Source organism: Phyllobacterium zundukense, from assembly GCF_025452195.1.
Taxonomy (GTDB): Bacteria; Pseudomonadota; Alphaproteobacteria; order Rhizobiales; family Rhizobiaceae; genus Phyllobacterium; species Phyllobacterium zundukense_A.
The window spans coordinates 365,836-385,763 of record NZ_CP104972.1 but is presented as its reverse complement, the minus strand read 5'-3'; the positions used below and the strand labels follow the sequence as shown (position 1 = coordinate 385,763).

The window sequence follows — 19,928 nt, the reverse complement described above, 5'->3', positions numbered from 1 at the left end:
TTCATGGTAGAGATATGTGTTCTTCCATCCAGTTGATAACTGATGCCTTGAGACTCTACGGAAGACCATAGTCGTGTACATATGCACAGCGTATAATTCACCCAATGGACTGACACCATGTTTTTCCGGGCCAGATGTAATCCACCGTCCTTCGACCGGGCGACGCCGCGAATAAAGAGTGGCTGCAAAAATAACTCAACCAATGTGTTTTAAAGACATTCCAGGGTCAGCCAATGCTGTCAAAAAGAACAAAGTGGCATAATGAGCGGATCGAGCAGCGTCACATTTTGACTCACCGCGATTGGTATACGGCTCAGCGCTTTGATGGTGTCATCGACCCGCTGGCAGGTCTCTAGGATGTAGCGCAGCATCAGGATAACGGAAAATCCCCGACCCTGAATTTCTCTGCCGCCGAACGTCAGACTTGCGACCAAGCCATGTTTGTTCATACCATCGGTGCAGCCGCCCCATGGTCTTTGAGCCTTGGCGATAATTTCAAGAAACGGGTCAGCCAAGCCTCGCCGGGCTTTTCTTCACGCGCGGCTACAAAGTGTTTCTGCATGTATATCGATTAGCCGATTTTCCCGCGCTTTGTACCAATCCGCTGTCTTGTTTACATCTGTCGGGTCAGCACAACAGCTGCGGCATGCTTCCATGTCCATGATCATCATACAATACGGCGCTCAACTCGTTTCCGAGGAGCGCCGCATTACCCGGAGATAAGCGAGCGTCATTGCTGGCTGCTCACTAATCTCGATCACGGGTGGAGGGCAGAAATGGGTATCGGATGGGGCGATTGCAAGAGTGTGCGCAGTGCCGACGTTCGATTGTCCATTCGATGTTCCTCATCTCGTTCCGGTGGCGACTTTTTACCTGAAACGTCCGCCTTGCTTCTTGTGGCTGGTGGAGCCGCTTCATACCTATAACGGAAGAGATGTTTCTTCTCGCTGTCAGGACGAATGCCATGACTATCGATACGATTTCCCAATCAATGGTCGCTTTGCGGTCCACCATTCCCGATGACGCGTTTACAGCGGCTACGCTGGGTACCTTGAGAGAGGGCAGCGGCGTGGTCATTCGAAAGGACGGGCTGGTGCTGACGATCGGTTACCTGATTACCGAAGCCGAGGAAGTTTGGTTGACCCGCCATGACGGGCACGTCGTTCCAGGGCATGCGCTTGCCTATGATCAAGAAACCGGATTTGGCCTCGTGCAGGCGATTGGGCCGCTCGGCGTGCCAGCGGTGGACTTCGGCGATGCAGCCCAGGCCAAGGTCGGAGATCCGGTTGTGCTTGCGGATGGGATCGGTCAGCTCGTCCGAGCGAACATCGTCGCCAAACAGGAATTTGCCGGCTATTGGGAGTACGTACTGGATGAGGCGATCTTCATTGCGCCGGCTCATCCTTCCTGGGGAGGGGCTGCATTGCTCGACACAGACGGCAGACTCCTGGGCATCGGCTCACTTCACTTGCAAATGAGCAACAATGGAGAGATGGCGGACATCAATATGATCGTACCGATCAATTTGTTGCCGCCGATCCTGGATGATCTACTCAAGCGCGGCCGAGTGAACAAGCCGCCGCGGCCTTGGCTCGGGGCATTCTCTGCCGAGAGCCGCGGAAAGGTTGTGGTTATGAGTGTCGCGCAAGGAGGTCCGGCGGCTCAGGCGGGCCTGCGTCAGGGCGACATCATCTCGGAGATCCGGGGCGAGGAGGTTGATGGGCTGGCTGATTTTTACCGGAAGGTGTGGACGAGCGGCCCTGCCGGCGCAGAGATCCCCCTGCGGGTCCTGCGCAACGGGCGCGAGGCATGGCTGCGGGTGAAGTCGGCCGATCGCAACAGCTTTCTGAGAAAGCCGCCCTTGCAGTGAGACAGAACTCCCCCCCACAGTTTGCATATAAAGCAGCGTCCAGCGACGTGGCTTGGCGGAGATGACGCGCGCAGGCACATCTCTGCCAGTTGTGTTAAAATTCCGGTCTGTTTTCATCATTCGATCGATCAATGAAATTTACGACACACAGCGTGCGGATAGGATGTCCCGAACCTTGATCATTGTCGGTCTTGTTATCGTTGCGGTCGGTATTCTCTGGCCGTGGCTCGCGCGCGTTGGCTTTGGAAGACTGCCGGGCGATATTCTGATCGAGCGCGAGAATTTTACCATGTACGTCCCAATCACCACGGGCCTACTTGTCAGCATTGTGTTTTCGCTGATCCTCTGGCTGATCAATCGTTAGAAGGCTACGGGCGCATTGCCCATGCCGTGACAGTATTCGGCCCAACGGATTTGCCGCTCCAACGCACTACATGACCACAGCAAGGATTATATTATGACCAAATTGAACGCGGCCACGTCAGGTAACGTCGGGACAACAAGTCATCGAAGGAAGCGATACCCTTGTTGCCGTCGGCCGTATGCCGAATACAATAGGTGTTATCATTAATTTGACACTACCATCATCTGGCTTTGGATCATGCCATGGGAACGGGCGCACGCGTCATTATTGCAATTGCATTATTTGCAGCCATGGGTGTCGGGTGGCTGGCACTTCAGCATTTAAGTTTCGAGCGTGACCGCACCCTATCGGAGTGGAGATCACTATCGGAGGCCGAAGACCTTTTGAGGCAGAAGCCCGTTCCAGAAGCGTGGCCAGCGGGGTTGTTTATGTCGGAGCGGGGATTGAACACCGCGCTGGAGAGCCTGAAGGACGCACAAATTGCCTACGACCCCAAATTCAAGGCAGGTGAGGACACCGTCGTCCATCTGCGGAATGTTAGCGTCGACTTTCAACCCGGTTTCGCCTGGGCATTCCTTCGCCTCGAGGCCTATTCGAAGGAAAGGGATCTGACTGTCAAGTTTGATGGCCAAGCCTCCCTCGTTTTCAAAGGCATAGAAGAAGGGGCAAATGGGGACGCGCAAGCCGTGTTCGCGCTCTCTCTCTTGAGACTCGATCCCGAATTCGGATGTACGCATCCGGTGAGGGCCGCAGGATTTTAGCCTGTGCGCATGGTATGTTTCCGGCATGGAGATCGATGACGAGAAGATCAATGATGCTGTTCTCGCCTTACTATGGCTCACGCTGCATGACGAGCGTCGCGCCTGGAAAGGGTTTGACTGGGGCGTCATGGACCGTTTGCATCAGAAGGGTCTGATTGCAGATCCCGCGAACAAGTCGAAGTCTGTCGTTCTAAGCGATGAAGGTTTGCGACGGTCGGAAGAACTGTTCCGCGCCCTGTTACGCGGCCGACGCGATGATCGCTGTTTCCGGTTTCCAATGCCACGGCAACAGCTCTGCGAGTTTTGTAACCGGCATATCGGCGATGCGGGCGAGGACATCGGCAAGCCAGGCCTGCGGATCGATGTCATTGAGCTTGGCCGTCATGATCAGCGTGGCCATGAAGGCAGCCCGGTCAGCACCGCGATCGGAGCCCGCAAACAACCACGATTTTCTGCCGAGGGCGAAGCCGCGCAGTGCTCGTTCGGCAGCATTGTTCGTCAGGCAAATCCGACCGTCACCGAGGAATGTCGTGAAGCCTTCCCAGCGCTTCAGCATGTAGTCGATGGGCTCGGTGACCGGCGAGCTGCGCGACAGTTTTGATCTCTCGATCCGCATCCAGTTCTCAAGCTCGTCGACAAGAGGACGGCTTTCCTGCTGGCGTCGTTGCAGCCGCTCGTTGGCGGAAAGGCCATTGATGTCGCGCTCAATGTCGAACAGTGCATCGATGCGCTTTACGGCGTCGAGCGCAACCGGTGAGATCGGCGTGGCGTTCTTGCCGCGTTTGGCATTCGTCGCAATGTCGGCAAGCCCGAAGAACTTGCGGCGCGAATGTGCCCAGCACAGTGCCTGTGTCAGCGGACCCAAATCGCGATCCACTTTGAAGAGCGGGTTGTAGCCGCCATAGGCGTCCGCCTGCAGAATACCGGCGAAGCTCTTAAGATGACGCTCGGGATGTTCCTGCCGCCGATCGCGCGACGCATAGTAAAGGGCTGCCGGCGGGCTGGAGCCGCAAAATGGGCGGTCATCCCTGACATACGTCCAGATGCGACCCGTGTCGGTCTTGCCTTTCGCCAGGATTGGCACGGTCGTGTCATCGCCATGCAGCCGATCGGCGCTGAGAACATGCGCTTCAATCAGCGCATGCACCGGCTTCAGCGCTGCGGCACAGGCACCGACCTGGTCGGCAAGCGTCGAGAGGCTGAGGTCGATGCCTTCGCGGGCATAGCGCTCGCTCTGGCGGTTCAGCGGCTGATGCTGGCCGAACTTCTCAAACAGAATCATGGCGAGCAGGTTTGGCCCGGCAAAGCCGCGTGGTGTCACATGGAAAGGTGCCGGAGGCTGCGTGATCTTCTCGCACTCGCGGCAGGTGAACTTTTCCCGCACCGTCTGAATGACCTTCCATTGACGCGGGATCACTTCCAGCGTCTCGGTAATATCCTCACCTAGTTTCGCCAGCTTGCCGGAGCCGCAGCACGGACAAGTGTGAGGTGCAGCGATGACGACACGTTCGCGCGGCAGATGCTCGGGAAACGGCTTTCGTGAAGGACGCTTGCGCTCGAAGGCTTTGACGGTGGTTGATGATCGGGCCGCCATCTCGGCCGCCAATTCGTCGTGACTGGCATCAGCTTCCAGCTCTTCAAGCTGCAATTCCATCTGTTCGAGAAGACGCGCCTTGCGCTCGGAGCGGCTGCCGTGGATGTCGCGCTTGAGCTTCTCGATCTCCAGTCTCAAGCGGGCAATCAACGCATCCGAATGCGCGTTCACCGCCTGCGCACGAGCGGCAATTGCTTCGGCTTCACGGCGTCCCGCACGCTCGGCGAGGATCATCGCATGCGCGCTGGCAAGGTCGTCTGGAAGTTGATTGGCCGCATCGGTCATGGCGGGATGGAATCATATTCGCTCCCGTCTTTCCAGCAGTTTCCATCATCCAGCCGAGCTGGGACGCCAGGTTTTTTGTGGCATCCGCCAGTCAATGCCTTCCAGCAAATAGCCGAGCTGGGCGGGCGTGATCACCAGGGTGCCATCAGCCGCCGACGGCCAGACGAACCGTCCGCTTTCCAGCTTCTTGGTGAACAGACAGGCGCCTTGCCCATCATGCCAGATCACTTTGATCAATCCGCCCTGACGCCCGCGAAAGCAAAACAGATGACCATTGTGCGGATCGCGCTTCAGCGTCTCCTGCACCATCAGCGACAGACCGGGAAAGCCCTTGCGCATATCCGTATAGCCGGTGGCGAGCCACACCTTCACGCCGCTCGGAACCGGGATCATCGCCGCTCCACAACATCGAGGATCCGGCCCAACGCTTCCGTATCGACATCGCTCTCCACACGAATACGTCGGCCGCGGCCAAGCTCGATCGTCACCATGCTGCTCTTCTTGCGCACCCGAGAAGGTGATGGTGTTTCCACCGCCTCCGGCGACGGCAAGGCCGCGACGACTTCGACCGGAAGGAGTTGTGGGACCGACGGCGCTGACATCTGGCAAAGCTCCTTACGCCACCGGAATAATTGGCTGACATGGATCCCTGCGGAACGCGCAACATCCGAGATAACTGCTTCAGGCTCTAACGTTGCCGCTACCAGCCGTTCTTTCTCTTCGCGAGACCACCGACGCCGACGCTCGACCGACGTGATCACTTCAATGTGCTGCTTGGTCATAGGACTACTCCTAGGGTTACCACTAGGACTTCCAATGTTAAGCTTCACATCACAAGACGGCCGTCACCGTGGGGATACATTCGGATGGGGCTGGTTCAATATCAAGTTGAGGGAGTATGCGAGCGACCTTATCGAAACGGGTCTCATGTTGCAGTTCACCGAAGCTTTCACCTTGGAGCTCCCGTTCAAAAACAGCTTCGCTTACGATTTGAAACAAGATTTCACGCAGACGGTTTCGGTCCGCGATCCAAAAGATGAAAACTGGATCAAGGTTCGGATGACCGTCCCGCCAAACGAACTGTCGCAAGAAATTAAGGCGGCCAACGCTGTCATCCTCGACGGCGGAGTATGGCTGCTGACCGATTTCAACGAAAAACCAGTGGCAACCAGCGTCAAGGAGCCGCCTTCCGAAATTCAGGATGACATCGTCAGGATGCGAAAAAATCTGGAGCAAATACGGATACCCAAATTGAAAGACGCCGATATTGCTCTTTGGATAAACGGGACAGTGGCTCACCTGGTTCAAGACAAATTCAACCAACTTCCTGCTGCAAACAGGACCGCAACCGTCAAGTCGGTGCAATTCAAGGGCCGGCTTGCCGATCAAAAATGGAGCGCAGATGTTCTCGGTGAGGTCGGGGTTTTCGCCGAGCTTGCTGACCCAGGAGCGGTAGCGGCAGCAATAGTGGTGAATGCAGTCGGCATATCCTGGACCAAAGGGAGACGCTTGAAGCTTTCGCTCAATGCGCAGGCCGACGCCAAGGCATCCGTAGATCTGCATGTCGACCCCTTGATAGGAAGAGGCGTCGGTACGACGGTCGACCTCAACGGAAATGCGAGCATAGCGTCCGGGTTCGATGCGCGCTTCGAAATAGGGGAGGTGGGTGGCAACACAATCGTGATGCTAAAGCCCGATATCGGTTGCCGCAACATCAAGCTGGCGCTCAAGACAGACAGAAAAGCGGAGTTCGAGGAAGCCTGGGTATCAGTTCCGTCAGTCGGCGCAAACGTTACTGTTCCGGTTGGCCTGCAGACCGCCCCGGACGTGGTGCTCTTGAGTGATTTGCCTTTTCAGAGACAGGGCCGTGGCCCGGATGGCAAACCGCTCAAGGTCAAAGGCGGGGAACACCACTTCCTGTTCACACCAGCGTGGACCGCGGTCCAGTACGCACTCGTCCCAAAACGGGTCGAAGCTGATGATGGCGGACTCTGGATAGCAGCCAATCTGACCACCAAATTGCTTGGCTCCGAACCGGCAAACTACGATCGCGCTGCTGCAGAAATGAAACTGGCTGCCGCGGCAACCGAAGGACAGATCAGAACCAACTGCCCGGGCGAACCCGGCTTCGCGCTGACGATCGGCGATCTTGAGTTTGGCGACAACAAAGAGCTTGTGAAATTCTTCCAGGAACGAGGATTGCCTTTGCCGCAGACACTAGGTGGATTGCCCGGCATTCCTGGCCCAGGCCCTACGATACCATCACCAATATCGCCCATTGGCGGCTTTACGGTTCCGATACCTTCTCCGATACCGTCCACTACCGATCCCACAATTCCCAATATACCGTCCCCGATATCGCCTCTTCCGGGTCCCGCAATACCGAAAATACCGTCCGCTTTGCCGCCAACTCCCGATCCCATAATTCCAAATATACCGTCCCCCCTACCGCCAACTCCCGGTCCAACGAGCAATCCGTAGAAATGCTGCACGATCTCTTTTGACCAAGACCTCGAACCAGCGGTCGGTGCAGGCCGAAACAGACTTGGAAGTTGCCTTGGTCGGGTCAGTCTGCGCGAAATTGGAAATTGCGACCGTTTTAGGCGCTGGCCGGCTTCACGCTGTCGAATGTTCCGGGCTCGTCCTTCAAAAAGTTGTATAACGTTGCATCGGAACCGCACTTATCAACGATGCCGATAGGACGTCAATTTTCTTGCCTTGCCGCTTGGCTGAAACGTATGAGTAGACTGCGAAGTTCGGTCGCTTTGCCGAATCGCGGAAACAAGGACTTCTCGTAGCGTTCAGGCATGGCAGTCTTGCGCGGCGAAGCAGAATATGCACGGGCGGTGCGTCACGCTGACGCCAGCTCGAAGATGGAAGCAGCCGATTTACGCAAAACACGTACATCGGTCCGGTACTTTCTGATCTAGAATACGGCGACGCAGTGCGTGTTGGTCGTATCCACCCCGTTGGTTCAAAAAGGAGCAACTGCAATGAGCATTCACATGACCGTCAAAGGCACGCTTCTCGGCCTAGCCGCACTTTGTCTTGCCAGCGCCGCCGAGGCCGACCAGCTTGCGGACATCAAGGCTGCCGGCAAGATCGTCACTGCCACCGACATGCACTACGCGCCATTCGACATGTTGAATAACGGCACCTATGAGGGCATGACCAAGGACTTGTTCGATGAGGTTGCCAAGGAAATCGGGGCCGAGCCAGTGTATCAGGATATCCCCTGGACTGCCGAGCTGCCGGGACTTGAGGTCAAGAAGTTCGACATCGTGATTGCCCCGGTGACGATTACGCCGGAGCGGCTGGAGCGCTACGGCTTCACCTTGCCTATTGCCGATGCGACCGTCTCGCTGCTCAAGGCCGCGAACAACAGCGAACTTACCAAACCTGAAGACATCAAGGGCAAGACCGTCGGCGTCCAGCAGGGCACCGCGCAATTCAAGCAGCTTGAGGCCTATGGCCAGAAGCTGGGCGGTGTGACGATCAAGGAGTACGGCACCACGGACGAAGCTTATGCCGATCTCGCTGCCGGCCGCCTGGATGCGGTCGCTGGGTCACTTCCAAACCTCACCTATCTCGTCAAGAGCCGCCCGGAGAGCTTTGCTCTCTTCACGCCAGCCCAGTTCGGTGAACCGAAATATTTCGCATGGGTGGTGCGCAAGAATGCAGAGAGCGAAAGCTTTAACAAGGCCATCAACGATGCGATGATCAAGATGACCGACGACGGCCGCGTCAAGGCTATCCAGGAAAAGTGGCTGGGCAGCTATACCGAATTGCCCCGCGAAGTTCCGGCCAAATAACGCGCTCGCGGGCGGAGGTGGCTCCGCCCGCACGCTTGCCATAGTGAGGGTGGATGTTTTCCTTAGCGGTATTCTTTCAAAGCTTTGGGCCGTTGTTCTGGGCAGCGCGATACACACTTCTGATCTCGGTTCTGGGCATCGGGTTGGGTATTGTGATTGGCACGCTGATTTGTGCCGCTCGCCTGTCGCCGTACCCGCCACTGCGCCGCTTTGCAGCCATTTGGGTCAGTTTCTTGCGCGGTGTGCCACTGCTGGTGCAACTGCTGGTGTTCTACTATGCCTTGCCGATCATCGGCCTGGACGTGCCAGCAATGGTCGCCGCCGTGGTGACCGTGGGTATTTGCGCCAGCGCTTATATCTCCGAAATCTGGCGCGGCGCGATCGCGGCGTTACCGAAAGGACAAGCGGAGGCCGCGGTCGCCATCGGCATGACGCCCGTCGACGTATGGACCCGGGTAATCCTTCCGCAAGCCGTGACGCTTTCGCTGCCGGCGTTGATCAATGAACTCATCTTGCTTGTGAAGGCGTCGTCGTTAGTTTCGGTCGTCGGCATTCTCGAAATCACTCGCGCCAGCCAAGCGCAGGCCGCCACCACCTTCCGTCCGCTTGAAGTCTATATAGCGGCGGCCTGCATCTATCTGCTGATCAATTTGTGTTTGGCGGCGCTGGGACGTTATCTCGAACACAGGACGGACGTCTGATGGAATGGAGCGTTCTCCAGCAATACGGCCCCTCGCTGCTGAAGGGCTTTGGCAATACCATCCTATGCTGGGCGCTTGGCACGGTCTTCGGCATGGCGCTTGGCCTCGTCATCGCGCTCATTCAACGCTATGCGCCACGCTGGGTGACATGGATCGTCCAGGCCTATATCGAAGTCATCCGCGGCACACCCTTCCTCGTCCAGTTGTTCGTGCTCTACTATGGCGGCCCACTCGTCGGCCTGCGCCTTGACGCGCTGCCCGCAGGCCTGCTGGGTCTGACGATCTATGGCAGTCCCTACTTCGCGGAGATATTTCGTTCGGGCTTCCGCGCCGTACCCGATGGCCAGATCGAGGCGGCTCGTGCAATCGGCATGTCCGAATCGCATACCGTGCGACGAATCCTACTGCCTCTGGGCCTGGTCTCTGCTCTGCCAGCGCTGGTAAACTTCTCGATCATCCTCACCAAGGAAACGGTCATCCTGTCGATCATTACCGTTCCCGAACTGCTGTATCAGGTGCAGCGCATGTCCGCAGAAACCTTTCGCTACGTGGAGGCAAACCTGGTGCTGGCGTTGTTCTTCTGGGGCCTGGTCGAGACGATCTCGCGTGTCGGACTAAGATTGGAAGCGCGCATCACGAAACATCTGATCGAAAGGACGTAAGATGCTTGCTGCGTCATCAGTCGAAATGCGCAAGGTCAACAAATACTACGGCAAGTTTCAAGCGTTGAAAGACATCGATCTATCGATACCACCGGGCAAGGTCACCTGTCTCATTGGCCCTTCGGGTTCGGGAAAATCGACCCTCCTTCGCTGCATAAATTTCCTTGAGGCGTATGACTCCGGTGAAGTCCGCATTGACGGTCAGCTTATCGGCTATGACGCGCCTGACAAGAAGATGTCGGGCCGCAGGCTTCGCGAGATGCGCCGATCGATCGGCATGGTGTTCCAGCAGTTCAACCTCTGGCCGCACATGACCGCCAAGGAGAATGTGGCTGAGGGGTTGATCCGCGTGCGCCGAATGTCGAAAGCCGATGCGGATCGGCGTGCCAGCGAGGCGCTGGCCAAGGTTGGGCTGGCAGACAAGATCGCAAGCCACCCATCGCGGCTTTCCGGCGGTCAGCAACAGCGCGTTGCAATTGCCCGCGCAATCGCCATGGAACCCAAGCTGATGCTTTTCGATGAGCCGACATCCGCGCTTGACCCGGAACTTGTGGGCGAGGTGCTGAGCGTCATGAGGACGTTGGCTGGCGAGGGGATGACGATGGTGGTTGTGACGCATGAAATGGGTTTCGCTGCCCATGTTGCCGATCAGGTGGGCTTCATGGAAAAAGGCGAACTGGTCAGCGTGGACAGCCCCGATCGCATCCTGCATCGTCCCGAGGACGCGCGTATTCAGTCGTTCCTGCGTACCTATCGCGAGCGCAACAGCTTCTAAGGCATTTCTGTTTCAGGGACGTGCTGACGCCATCTCGCGCTGACAGGACCATCTGCCAATAGCCCGATGTCGGAGAGCAGAGTTCAATCTGCTCGGCGATCCTAAGGGCATTGTCAACTTCGATGCCGAGATAGCGCACTGTACTTTCGAGTTTGGTGTGACCCCAGCAGGAGCTGAACCACTCTGGGGCGCGAGAAGCGGGGATCTACTTTGGACAAAAACACCTCTAGCTCGTACCATCCTTCTTGCCGTCCTATGCCGAAAGAGGGGCCCAACCGTGGGCAGGACGCCTTTGGAGAATGGCCGGGCTTCAAGGGGAGCGGGCTTGCGATCATCTCGATGAAGATCTGCGTCGGGTTATGGTTGCATTCTGCACGAAATGGTCGCCGCCAGCTGGCCAAGCGCCGCGACCAGTTCGGCGGGCTCTTGCCGCTGCGAAATCCACCACTTCCCGCAAAGTTACAGTTACGTACTTGTTAATTGCGCACCGCAGGATTTCACTGGCCGGAAATACTCACGATCGAACGGTACCGCTGCCCACAAGCTGGGGTTCCGTTGATTCTTGGTGCCGATGTCGGGAAGAACGCTCTCGGCGATTGGAGTTTTGTGACGTACCCAAGCATCTTAGAGATTTTGAAGCGTCGCACACATCGTGGTGTTTTTTCATTGAAAGCAGAACACAGGAGGAGATCATGCATATCTTCGTTCGGACTGCCCTGGCAGTTGCGGTCCTTACCGTTCCATGTGAGGCCCAGGACATGATCAAGAAATATGGCAAGGCGGCCGGTTGGGATATTTTTGTCAATGAGAAGATGGGCCCTGGCTGCCTTATCGCCCGGCAAAACCCCGACGCTGGCGCACAGGTGGAGATCGGTATCGATGCAAGCGCAGATCTGCGCGGCTATCTGGCGCTTTACTCCAAAAAACCTGAAAAAATTACCGCAGGTGAACAGCTCTCGGTCGAATTCGACGTCGATGGTGAGAAGTTCACCGGCGTGGCTACGGGCCAGGAGATGGAGGGCTTCGACGGTGCAACCGTTCCTTTCAACGACCTCGATTTTATCTATGGCCTTGCCAAGAAGAAAAAACTGACGATCACCGCCAAAGGGCGTAAGGAATTAGTGGTTGACCTCACTGGTACCGATGCTGCGTTCAAGGCGTTGCGCGAGTGTCAAGCTGCTCAGAAGAAGTAGCGGCGTCCGGCCGTCTGAAATCGCTTAAAATAAGGGGAGGTGAGAGGGACCGGCCGGTCAAAGCTTCCTGCTTCGGTTACTGTCGATCCGCATTTTGGACACTCCATTCCGAGCCGGGCGCTGAAAGAATCAACTTCGTGATGACACGCGAAACCGCGTCAGAAGAAATCCCGCAACGACGGCGTACAGCATGCCCGGTTCAGATTGCACAGGTTCTGCATCGTTGCGACAAGCCGACCTTTATGCATTATTTCACCGCCGCTGCGTGCTTATTCGCTTCGTTGGCGCCTCGCGTAGCTCCCTCATGTTCTCGGCGCCTTGTGCTCCAACACTGCGCCAGGCTTCCGTGCTCGATCCTCTGCGGTGGACAAATGCGACCACGATGCCGGCTACTGCGCAGAAAAACGGTACTGCAACGGACATACAAAGAAGCAAGACAATTTCGTCCATGTTCCCATCCCCGCGACGACGCAAACGGCGGTGCCGACAGACAAAGCACGCGCTCCGTTCTCAATCCCTCCATTGCGAAATGGTCACGCTTGCCATCGCCAAAACCACGGCGAAGGTGATCAGCAGGATCGTTTGCAGTTCCGTCATGTTGACCTCCTGTCATGCTCGAGAAAGATGCCGGAACGACCGGCTTTGTCTGCATTGGCTTGCGAGGCAGCCCCCTCAGGCGCCAAAAGGTCGTGCCTATGGGCAAAGGCAACGAACAGGCCGCGAGCGGTCTGCGCTTCTATCTCTCCGGATAGCGCTGCCTTGCAAGCCTTGATAGCCAGAGTGTGCGCAGGATCGGTTTTCGATAAAGGCCATTCGCCGAGCAGTGCGTAAGCTTCCGCCACGGTCCTGACCTGAACTGGTAAACCGAGTCCGACAAATAGGCTGACGGGCTCTTCGAAGACGTTGCATTCCATGAGCTCCTCCTTTGTTACCAACGGTTGGCGTTCCACCGGGTAAGCCAATCGATTGCGTTTGCCCTGTGCAGCGCCGGTTCGAGATGCGGCGTGGTGGGCCGAAACCCGGTCAGCTCCGCGTCTTCGCCAGCCGTACCTTAAACGGCGCGGCGATTGTCGCCCGGCGCTACTCCATCGAACGGATTTCCTCATTTTCTTCTCCCAATCGACAAACAGTTTCACGACGTCTGATGGCAAGCCTCCTAACGGATGATCAGGAATACCTTTTCCCCGCCGCGAATGAGATCGAGCGCAATTGTGCGCGCTGCATCATGCAATGCCGTCGTCAGATCTGAAAGCGACGAGACCGGGCGGCGGTTGACGGCGACGATTACATCGCCGACGCGCAAGCCTGACTGAGCCGCCGCGCTGCCTTCCTCGATATGTTTGACGACAACGGTTCCTCCCGCATCCCGAAACTCCGCGCCCTCGAGCCGATCGACCTGTGCTTCGGTTTCATCAATCGCGCCGGCAACTTCGATGCGCATGGTGACGGATTTGCGCGTTCCGTTGCGCATATAGTCGATTTCAATTTCCGAGCCGGCCGGGGCGAGCCCGATGCGGTTGCGCAGGTCAGCCGAGCTGGAAATGCGATGGTTATCGACGCTCATGATGACATCTCCAGCCTGAAGGCCGGCGCCTGCGGCGGGAGAACCTTGTTCGACGCTGCTGACTACCACGCCGGAACTTTCGGTAAGACCGAGCGCCTGCACCAGGTCGGGGGTCACATCCTGGATAACGACACCAATGCGGCCACGGCGCACCTCGCCATGTTGGATGAGCTGCTGCATCACGGTGGACGCCATGGCGATCGGCACCGCAAACCCGATACCGACATTGCCGCCGGCCGGGGCGATAATCGCCGTGTTGATGCCGACCAACTTGCCGTCTGCCGTCACCAGGGCGCCGCCGGAATTGCCGGGATTGATTGAGGCATCGGTCTGGATGAAGTCTTCATAACCTTCGATATTGATACCACTGCGGCCGAGCGCACTGACGATGCCGGAGGTTACGGTCTGGCCGAGGCCGAATGGATTGCCGATCGCCACGACCGTGTCACCAACCCGAAGCGCATCGGAGTCGCCAAACGGCAAGGCCTGCAATTGTGGAGCTTTGATCTTGATCAGAGCTATATCGGTTGCCTTGTCGCTGCCGACGAGCACGGCAACAAAGCGACGCCTGTCCTTCAGGGTTACCGAGATTTCACCCGCGTCAGCCACAACATGGTGATTGGTTAGGATATAGCCCTTATCCGCGTCGACGATGACACCGGATCCGGCACTCAAACGTTGCCGCATTTCAGGGGGGTCGAAATAGCGACGGAAGAACGGATCGTTGTAGAGAGGATTCGTCTCGGCGGACGAACCGGACTTCACCGCGATGTTGACGACAGCCGGCGTCACCACCTCCAGCACATCGGCGAGAGGGCGCATGGCCGCACCTATGGCAGGTTGTTGTGGCTGCGCAGTAGCCACAGACAAGGGTTCAGGACACAGTATGAGAACAAGTGCGGCAAACGCGCAAAGACATCCGGACGAACGCGTCATCATATTGCCCTCCAAACTCTTCAATCCTCCTCTTGGCCCGCTGGCCATCGGGTGAAGCGGGCTCGATTCCCTTCCGTCAATGGGCCCGGCTACATCGGTTGAATGTTCGCGGGCCCAACAGCGTTCGCGGCGTCACCTCGCAACAAGCGGCTGTGCCCGCCCGGGCGGGCACAGCCTCCCTTATTAGAAGTCCATACCGCCTGCCGGCATGGCAGGTACAGCGGCCTCCTTCTTCGGCTTCTCGGCAACCATCGCCTCGGTGGTCACCAGCAGGCCGGCAACCGAAGCCGCGTCCTGCAGGGCGGTGCGCACCACCTTGGCCGGGTCGATCACACCCTGGCTGTAGAGATCACCGAACTCATTGGTCTGGGCGTTCCAGCCGAAGCCGAATTCGCTGTTTTCACGCAGCTTGCCGACGATGATGGATCCTTCTGCACCCGCGTTCTCGGCGATCTGGCGGACGGGTGCCTCGATGGCACGGCGCACAATCTCGATGCCGGTTCTCTGGTCAGTGTTGTCGGTCACCAGCTTGTCGAGCGCCTTGGCTGCGCGCAGCAAGGCGACACCGCCGCCCGGCAGCACACCTTCCTCGACGGCGGCGCGGGTTGCGTGCATGGCGTCGTCGACCCGGTCCTTGCGTTCCTTGACCTCGACCTCGGTCGAGCCGCCGACGCGAATGACCGCAACGCCGCCGGCAAGCTTGGCGAGACGCTCCTGCAGTTTCTCACGGTCATAGTCGGAGGTCGTCTCCTCGATCTGTGCCTTGATCTGGACGATGCGGCCGTCAATCTCGCTCCTCGAGCCGGCGCCATCGACAATCGTGGTGTTCTCCTTCTCGATCACCACCTTCTTGGCCCGGCCGAGCATCGCAAGCGTGACGTTCTCGAGCTTGATGCCGAGGTCCTCCGAGACGGCTGTGCCGCCGGTGAGAATGGCAATGTCTTCCAGCATCGCCTTGCGGCGGTCGCCGAAACCGGGCGCCTTGACGGCTGCGACCTTCAAACCGCCGCGCAGCTTGTTGACGACGAGCGTCGCGAGCGCCTCGCCTTCAACGTCCTCAGCGATGATGAGCAAGGGCTTGCCAGACTGCACCACGGCTTCGAGCACCGGGAGTAACGCCTGCAGATTGGCAAGCTTCTTTTCGTGGATGAGCACATAGGGCTCTTCGAACTCGACGCGCATCTTTTCCTGGTTGGTCACAAAATAGGGGGAAAGGTAGCCGCGATCGAACTGCATGCCTTCGACCACTTCGAGCTCGGTCTCGGCCGTCTTGGCCTCTTCCACGGTGATGACGCCTTCATTGCCGACTTTCTCCATTGCTTCGGCGAGGAAGCGTCCGATCTCGGCATCGCCATTGGCAGAAATGGTACCAACCTGAGCGATCTCGCCGTTCTGCGTCACCTTGCGTGCGTTGTTCTTCAGTTCCTCGACGACCGCGTCAACTGCCTTGTCGATACCGCGCTTCAAGTCCATCGGGTTCATGCCGGAAGCGACAGCCTTGGCACCTTCCTTGACGATCGCCTGGGCAAGTACCGTCGCCGTCGTGGTGCCGTCGCCGGCGATATCGCTGGTCTTGGAGGCCACTTCGCGCACCATCTGCGCGCCCATGTTCTCGAACTTGTCTTCAAGCTCGATTTCCTTGGCGACGGTGACACCGTCCTTGGTGATGCGCGGTGCGCCGAACGATTTGTCGATGACGACGTTGCGGCCCTTGGGGCCGAGTGTGACTTTCACCGCGTTTGCGAGAATATCGACGCCGCGCAGCATCTTTTCGCGGGCGTCGGCATGGAATTTCACTTCTTTCGCAGCCATTTTCCTACTCCTTTAAATCGGCAGCGTTGCATTGTTCGTGTTTTAAATCGGCATTGTCAGGCTGCTGCCTTTTTCGCCGTGTTCTCGGCCTCAATTACCCCCATAACATCGGATTCCTTCATGATCAGGAGGTCCTCGCCCTTGAGCCTGATCTCGCTGCCGGACCATTTGCCGAACAAAATGCGGTCGCCAACCTTGACGTCGAGCGGCTGCAATTGGCCGCTTTCGTCGCGCGCGCCGGGCCCGGTGGCAATGACCTCGCCCTCCTGCGGCTTTTCCTTGGCGGTATCGGGGATGATGATGCCACCGGCTGTCTTTTCATCAGCCTCGATCCGGCGGACCAGGATACGGTCATGCAATGGACGGAACGTCATGTCGTTCTCCTCTTAGTCAAATAAATTTTTGAAGTTCCTCCGCGCCGCATCCGGAGCGGACCGGCGCGGATCGCGCGATCCTTTCCGGCATCGCGCGTACAACGAATTGGTTTCGCACATTCAGCATTTCAAGAGGATGATGAAAAAATTTCAGCACTCGCCTCTATAGAGTGCTAATGCCATGGATTCATATAACGAATCCTTTCTGCCCCGATTGCCAGGCTGTGGAATTGTATCGAATTTGGCCTGAGAGAGAACCGTCGCCTTGCTGTCGATCACGCCGTGAAAAGAGAGGCCTCTTCAGATCTTTTGACCCATATGTGCGTGAGGGAGGCCGCGTCTTTCGGCTTCTTTGACAATCATCGCAACTATGTCATTGAACGGAATGCGGACAAACCCTCCAGCATAGAACCTCGCGACGGCCTCGACGTCGATCCGTGCACAGCCTTCCGGCAATGCTTCCATGTCAGCCGCCACCTGTTGCTCTAGTTTGCCTCTGTCATCCATGGCCGCATCTCCCACGAGATATGGTGCAACACCATCTTGCAAACAGCATTAGCGTCCGGCTCACATCGAGTCCGGGACCACTGTCTTCGGTTAGTTCGATGCGATGATCAATGAACCGAACGCCATTGCGCGCTCCCATCACACGAGACCGCAGACGACGCCGTTCATTCAAACGGTGGGACCGGCGGAACCGGATCGTCGCTTATTTCCTCAGCCTCAAGAAGATCGATCAGGGCGGCGACCCGGCTTGCCGGAAGAGGGCGACTTTCTCCCATCAACACTTCGTCGTTGTTCAGCCATATCAGGGCTTCTCTCAGTTCATCAGGCGATGCCCCCGTCGAAATAATTTCCGCAATTGTCGTCTCGTCTACCGGACCAAGCACCGAAGTCACGTCCTTACGCGTCATAACCATCGTTCCTTCTCCTCGGTTATCCGCAAATCGCGGGCTGACACTGATCAGGTTTGCCACCCAAGAAACGCTGAAGAGCTTCGCTCGTTGCACAAGAAGGGGCCACTCGCAGAAAAATCACAGCAACGGCCAGCGTCCTCTTGACGCAGGACAAGGCAATCTCCATGTCTTTGTCGCCTGTCGCCGCAAGGGGCGGGCAATGGTCAGGGAGCGCCAGCTTCTTGGCGTTCCTCGTGACTATATTGCTCTTGAGAGGAGGATGTAGCTATGAGAAACAACACGGACTTTTCCCCCTTTTACAGGTCTAGCATTGGCTTCGACCGCATTTTCAATTTGCTTGAAAACGCCGGTCCGCCCCCAACCGCCGGCGACTGGCCGCCCTACGACATCTTGAAGTTCGGCGAGGACATCTATCGCATCATGCTTGCCGTGGCCGGCTTTACCGACGAGGAACTGACGATCACGCACGAACCTAATCTCCTCGTGATCAATGGCGCAAAGGCGCAAGACGAGGAGATGCAATACCTCCATCATGGTCTGGCTCTGCGCCAGTTCGAGCGCCGCTTCGAACTTGCTGATCACGTCAGCGTCACAAGCGCGAAGCTGGAAAACGGTCTGCTTGTCATCGATCTCAAAAAGGAAATCCCTGAGGAGATGAAACCGCGCCGCATCGCCATCAACGCGGGCAAGGAGTCGACGTCGAAACGGATCGATGGGGACGTCGCCGCCTGATTGGGAAGTGACCGCCGAACGAGCCCCCCGTCCCAACGCGTCGGTGCTCGCTGGCATAAAAAGCAGGAGAAAGGAGACAAGATAATGAGCGTACGAGATTTGATACCATGGAACCGTGGTAACAACCAGGTTCCGCGCCTCTATCGCGATAGCGACATGGATCCTTTCCTGTCGTTGCATCGCGACGTCAACAAACTGTTCGACGAGGTTTTCCGAGGGTTTGGTACCCCCTCGCTGTTTGGCCAGATGACACCGCGAGGAACATGGCCGAGCGTCGAATTCTCGGAGAACGACAAGGAAATCATGGTCTCGGCCGAGGTGTCCGGCCTTGAGGAAAAAGATGTCGAGGTTCTCCTGGAAGACGGCGTTCTGACGCTTCGTGGAGAAAAGAAGTCGGAAGCCGAGGACAAGGAGCGGCAGTTCAGTGAGCGCTACTACGGACGCTTCGAACGGCGCATCGGGCTTGGCCGGGAGGTCGACGAGGGCAAGGTCGCGGCGACGTTCAAGAACGGCCTGCTGACCGTGATATTGCCGAAGACCGAAAAAGCGCAGGCAAATGCCAAGCGCATCGCGATCAACAGCGACAAGTGAACCTCAATGGCGGCGTGACCGCGGGTGTATCCGTCCGGATGCACCCCGGTCGAGCATACTTACCCAACCGCCATGAACGCCCGCCGGGGAGCATGACATCGGCGCGATAAGCGCCGAAACCTTGGCCCAGCGGCGTCGTTTTGCCATGAAAACGCATCGGAACAGAAGATATACAATGCAAAAATGCTCTTGGCCGCAACCGTCACTCTGGCAAGTGTTTTCGCGGGCTTTGCGACGGCAGCCTCGGCAGCCACCAAGGACCCGCTGGATATCCGCACCATCAGCACGATCCAATCGCGTGGTCGCGAAGAGTGCGATCCCATCCGAAGGCAACTGGGCGGGCTTCTGGGGCAACGACGCGATCGATCAGAAACTGCACGATATAGCGGCCTCGGGCCCTGTCGTGTTGACGCCTGATCTATCCAAACTCAAGGTCGTCGGGCTGCCCCCCCGATATCGCGGAATCTTATGCGCCTGTTGAGATTACCGTCTCCTGTGCCGGGCAGGACGGAACTCCCAAGCCATTCCTGAGGATCGTCAACTGAAAGAAGATCGGGAAGGATTGGAAGGTCGCCTCGGAAATTATCCTGCCCGTGTGCCGCCACGACGGCGGCGATTCCGGCTCAATGGGCTCATGCAGGCGTGCCCAAGCCTACATTTTGTGGGTGTTCGAACGCGCATTCGATATCGCCGGCGCCCATGGTTGCTGTGTGCATGAACTGTTAGGCCGAAGAAGGAATTGCTTCGTCAGGACTATTGAAGTCAGGCTTGCCGGAGTAAGCTTGCCGATTGACCACGTTTGCCTCGGAACCATTATGACGAAACGCCGAAACATTTTTTGGCACGTAGTGCGCGCACCTTTGATGATTTGGATTTCAGTTGCACCGTTAGTGGGTCTCACTACCGCATCTCTTCTAAATGACAACCACATCCCATTGAGATCGCACTTTGCTTCCTCGTTTTGGTGGTAGTTGCCCTTAGTGAA

General features: G+C 57.4%; 21 protein-coding genes and 3 pseudogenes. 13 read left to right on the top strand and 11 right to left on the bottom strand.

What is annotated here, in order from left to right; genetic code table 11:
* Window positions 1-239: 239 nt before the first annotated feature.
* Window positions 240-515 (bottom strand): carcinine hydrolase/isopenicillin-N N-acyltransferase family protein, encoded by a 276-nt coding sequence (locus tag N8E88_RS09315; protein ID WP_410010579.1) that lies wholly within the window; start codon window positions 513-515, stop codon window positions 240-242.
* Between the two features lie 449 nt (window positions 516-964).
* Between N8E88_RS09315 and N8E88_RS09310 the strand changes: the two genes are divergently transcribed.
* From N8E88_RS09310 to N8E88_RS09295, 4 genes and pseudogenes are all read left to right on the top strand, one after another.
* A complete protein-coding gene (locus tag N8E88_RS09310) occupies window positions 965-1,870 on the top strand; it encodes a S1C family serine protease (RefSeq protein ID WP_262292264.1) in 906 nt (301 codons plus the stop codon).
* 163 nt (window positions 1,871-2,033) lie between these two features.
* Window positions 2,034-2,234 carry a DUF2905 domain-containing protein gene (locus tag N8E88_RS09305; protein WP_114432794.1) on the top strand — a complete coding sequence of 67 codons (201 nt, stop codon included), beginning with the start codon at window positions 2,034-2,036 and terminating at the stop codon, window positions 2,232-2,234.
* A gap of 242 nt (window positions 2,235-2,476) precedes the next feature.
* The gene (locus tag N8E88_RS09300) at window positions 2,477-2,995 is read left to right on the top strand and encodes a hypothetical protein (RefSeq protein ID WP_262292263.1); all 519 of its coding nucleotides are present in this window, start codon (window positions 2,477-2,479) and stop codon (window positions 2,993-2,995) included.
* A 25-nt stretch (window positions 2,996-3,020) separates the two neighbouring features.
* Window positions 3,021-3,233: pseudogene (locus N8E88_RS09295) on the top strand (DUF6429 family protein); the annotation flags it as partial.
* Here the strand turns inward: N8E88_RS09295 and tnpC are convergent.
* Genes tnpC through tnpA form a run of 3 tightly spaced genes read right to left on the bottom strand, consistent with a single transcriptional unit; the run spans window position 3,234 to window position 5,656 of the window.
* A complete protein-coding gene (tnpC, locus tag N8E88_RS09290; protein WP_410010500.1) occupies window positions 3,234-4,874 on the bottom strand; it encodes an IS66 family transposase in 1,641 nt (546 codons plus the stop codon). It lies immediately after the preceding pseudogene.
* A gap of 45 nt (window positions 4,875-4,919) precedes the next feature.
* Window positions 4,920-5,267 (bottom strand): IS66 family insertion sequence element accessory protein TnpB, encoded by a 348-nt coding sequence (gene tnpB / locus N8E88_RS09285; RefSeq protein ID WP_262290515.1) that lies wholly within the window; start codon window positions 5,265-5,267, stop codon window positions 4,920-4,922.
* Window positions 5,264-5,656, bottom strand: coding sequence for an IS66-like element accessory protein TnpA (gene tnpA / locus N8E88_RS09280; RefSeq protein ID WP_262290514.1), 393 nt, complete (start codon window positions 5,654-5,656; stop codon window positions 5,264-5,266). Before tnpA ends, tnpB begins: the two co-directional genes overlap by 4 nt.
* A gap of 34 nt (window positions 5,657-5,690) precedes the next feature.
* Here tnpA and N8E88_RS09275 point away from each other — a divergent pair, with 34 nt between their 5' ends.
* The 5 genes from N8E88_RS09275 to N8E88_RS09255 all read left to right on the top strand — a co-directional run bounded on the left by N8E88_RS09275 (window position 5,691) and on the right by N8E88_RS09255 (window position 10,824).
* Window positions 5,691-7,355: a hypothetical protein gene (locus tag N8E88_RS09275; protein ID WP_262292262.1), complete on the top strand. Its 1,665-nt coding sequence runs from the start codon at window positions 5,691-5,693 to the stop codon at window positions 7,353-7,355.
* A gap of 512 nt (window positions 7,356-7,867) precedes the next feature.
* Window positions 7,868-8,686, top strand: a complete 819-nt coding sequence (locus N8E88_RS09270) for a transporter substrate-binding domain-containing protein (protein WP_262292261.1) — start codon at window positions 7,868-7,870, stop codon at window positions 8,684-8,686.
* 53 nt (window positions 8,687-8,739) lie between these two features.
* Window positions 8,740-9,387, top strand: coding sequence for an amino acid ABC transporter permease (locus N8E88_RS09265; protein WP_262292260.1), 648 nt, complete (start codon window positions 8,740-8,742; stop codon window positions 9,385-9,387).
* Window positions 9,387-10,049 carry an amino acid ABC transporter permease gene (locus N8E88_RS09260; RefSeq protein ID WP_262292259.1) on the top strand — a complete coding sequence of 221 codons (663 nt, stop codon included), beginning with the start codon at window positions 9,387-9,389 and terminating at the stop codon, window positions 10,047-10,049. The genes N8E88_RS09265 and N8E88_RS09260 overlap by 1 nt, the downstream gene beginning before the upstream one ends.
* A 1-nt stretch (window position 10,050) precedes the next feature.
* Window positions 10,051-10,824, top strand: coding sequence for an amino acid ABC transporter ATP-binding protein (locus N8E88_RS09255; RefSeq protein ID WP_262292258.1), 774 nt, complete (start codon window positions 10,051-10,053; stop codon window positions 10,822-10,824).
* A gap of 79 nt (window positions 10,825-10,903) precedes the next feature.
* Here N8E88_RS09255 and N8E88_RS09250 read toward each other — a convergent pair.
* Window positions 10,904-11,009, bottom strand: a pseudogene (locus tag N8E88_RS09250) (integrase); the annotation flags it as partial.
* A 507-nt stretch (window positions 11,010-11,516) separates the two neighbouring features.
* Here N8E88_RS09250 and N8E88_RS09245 point away from each other — a divergent pair.
* Window positions 11,517-12,017 carry a hypothetical protein gene (locus tag N8E88_RS09245; RefSeq protein ID WP_262292257.1) on the top strand — a complete coding sequence of 167 codons (501 nt, stop codon included), beginning with the start codon at window positions 11,517-11,519 and terminating at the stop codon, window positions 12,015-12,017.
* Window positions 12,018-12,610: 593 nt separating this feature from the next.
* Here N8E88_RS09245 and N8E88_RS09240 read toward each other — a convergent pair.
* From N8E88_RS09240 to N8E88_RS09215, 6 genes are all read right to left on the bottom strand, one after another.
* Window positions 12,611-12,931 carry a DUF982 domain-containing protein gene (locus tag N8E88_RS09240; RefSeq protein ID WP_262292256.1) on the bottom strand — a complete coding sequence of 107 codons (321 nt, stop codon included), beginning with the start codon at window positions 12,929-12,931 and terminating at the stop codon, window positions 12,611-12,613.
* Between the two features lie 242 nt (window positions 12,932-13,173).
* Entirely contained in the window at window positions 13,174-14,520 is a 1,347-nt protein-coding gene (locus N8E88_RS09235) for a Do family serine endopeptidase (protein WP_262292255.1), read from the bottom strand.
* A gap of 180 nt (window positions 14,521-14,700) precedes the next feature.
* A complete protein-coding gene (gene groL, locus N8E88_RS09230; RefSeq protein ID WP_262292254.1) occupies window positions 14,701-16,329 on the bottom strand; it encodes a chaperonin GroEL in 1,629 nt (542 codons plus the stop codon).
* Window positions 16,330-16,385: 56 nt separating this feature from the next.
* Window positions 16,386-16,703, bottom strand: coding sequence for a co-chaperone GroES (locus tag N8E88_RS09225; protein WP_262292253.1), 318 nt, complete (start codon window positions 16,701-16,703; stop codon window positions 16,386-16,388).
* Window positions 16,704-17,003: 300 nt separating this feature from the next.
* On the bottom strand, window positions 17,004-17,210 hold the full coding sequence (locus N8E88_RS09220) for a hypothetical protein (protein ID WP_262292252.1): 207 nt from the start codon (window positions 17,208-17,210) through the stop codon (window positions 17,004-17,006).
* Window positions 17,211-17,374: 164 nt separating this feature from the next.
* Entirely contained in the window at window positions 17,375-17,623 is a 249-nt protein-coding gene (locus tag N8E88_RS09215; RefSeq protein ID WP_262292251.1) for a hypothetical protein, read from the bottom strand.
* Between the two features lie 264 nt (window positions 17,624-17,887).
* On the opposite strand from N8E88_RS09215, the gene N8E88_RS09210 reads away from it, so the two are divergent.
* From N8E88_RS09210 to N8E88_RS09200, 3 genes and pseudogenes are all read left to right on the top strand, one after another.
* Window positions 17,888-18,352 carry an Hsp20 family protein gene (locus N8E88_RS09210; RefSeq protein WP_262292250.1) on the top strand — a complete coding sequence of 155 codons (465 nt, stop codon included), beginning with the start codon at window positions 17,888-17,890 and terminating at the stop codon, window positions 18,350-18,352.
* Between the two features lie 84 nt (window positions 18,353-18,436).
* Window positions 18,437-18,943: an Hsp20/alpha crystallin family protein gene (locus N8E88_RS09205; RefSeq protein ID WP_262292249.1), complete on the top strand. Its 507-nt coding sequence runs from the start codon at window positions 18,437-18,439 to the stop codon at window positions 18,941-18,943.
* A gap of 183 nt (window positions 18,944-19,126) precedes the next feature.
* Window positions 19,127-19,485 (top strand): annotated as a pseudogene (locus N8E88_RS09200) (hypothetical protein); the annotation flags it as partial.
* Between the last annotated feature and the right edge of the window lie 443 nt (window positions 19,486-19,928).

Bases quoted from the DNA above. Each gene is read 5' to 3' on its own strand.
- groL (WP_262292254.1), bottom strand. From the start codon at position 16,329: ATGGCTGCGAAAGAAGTGAAATTCCATGCCGACGCCCGCGAAAAGATG.
- N8E88_RS09205 (WP_262292249.1), top strand. From the start codon at position 18,437: ATGAGCGTACGAGATTTGATACCATGGAACCGTGGTAACAACCAGGTT.
- tnpA (WP_262290514.1), bottom strand. From the start codon at position 5,656: ATGACCAAGCAGCACATTGAAGTGATCACGTCGGTCGAGCGTCGGCGT.
- N8E88_RS09255 (WP_262292258.1), top strand. From the start codon at position 10,051: ATGCTTGCTGCGTCATCAGTCGAAATGCGCAAGGTCAACAAATACTAC.
- tnpB (WP_262290515.1), bottom strand. From the start codon at position 5,267: ATGATCCCGGTTCCGAGCGGCGTGAAGGTGTGGCTCGCCACCGGCTAT.
- N8E88_RS09310 (WP_262292264.1), top strand. From the start codon at position 965: ATGACTATCGATACGATTTCCCAATCAATGGTCGCTTTGCGGTCCACC.
- N8E88_RS09235 (WP_262292255.1), bottom strand. From the start codon at position 14,520: ATGATGACGCGTTCGTCCGGATGTCTTTGCGCGTTTGCCGCACTTGTT.
- N8E88_RS09275 (WP_262292262.1), top strand. From the start codon at position 5,691: ATGTTAAGCTTCACATCACAAGACGGCCGTCACCGTGGGGATACATTC.
- N8E88_RS09245 (WP_262292257.1), top strand. From the start codon at position 11,517: ATGCATATCTTCGTTCGGACTGCCCTGGCAGTTGCGGTCCTTACCGTT.
- N8E88_RS09270 (WP_262292261.1), top strand. From the start codon at position 7,868: ATGAGCATTCACATGACCGTCAAAGGCACGCTTCTCGGCCTAGCCGCA.
- N8E88_RS09260 (WP_262292259.1), top strand. From the start codon at position 9,387: ATGGAATGGAGCGTTCTCCAGCAATACGGCCCCTCGCTGCTGAAGGGC.
- N8E88_RS09300 (WP_262292263.1), top strand. From the start codon at position 2,477: ATGGGAACGGGCGCACGCGTCATTATTGCAATTGCATTATTTGCAGCC.
- N8E88_RS09210 (WP_262292250.1), top strand. From the start codon at position 17,888: ATGAGAAACAACACGGACTTTTCCCCCTTTTACAGGTCTAGCATTGGC.
- N8E88_RS09215 (WP_262292251.1), bottom strand. From the start codon at position 17,623: ATGGTTATGACGCGTAAGGACGTGACTTCGGTGCTTGGTCCGGTAGAC.
- N8E88_RS09265 (WP_262292260.1), top strand. From the start codon at position 8,740: ATGTTTTCCTTAGCGGTATTCTTTCAAAGCTTTGGGCCGTTGTTCTGG.
- N8E88_RS09225 (WP_262292253.1), bottom strand. From the start codon at position 16,703: ATGACGTTCCGTCCATTGCATGACCGTATCCTGGTCCGCCGGATCGAG.
- N8E88_RS09240 (WP_262292256.1), bottom strand. From the start codon at position 12,931: ATGGAATGCAACGTCTTCGAAGAGCCCGTCAGCCTATTTGTCGGACTC.
- N8E88_RS09305 (WP_114432794.1), top strand. From the start codon at position 2,034: ATGTCCCGAACCTTGATCATTGTCGGTCTTGTTATCGTTGCGGTCGGT.
- N8E88_RS09220 (WP_262292252.1), bottom strand. From the start codon at position 17,210: ATGGATGACAGAGGCAAACTAGAGCAACAGGTGGCGGCTGACATGGAA.
- tnpC (WP_410010500.1), bottom strand. From the start codon at position 4,874: ATGACCGATGCGGCCAATCAACTTCCAGACGACCTTGCCAGCGCGCAT.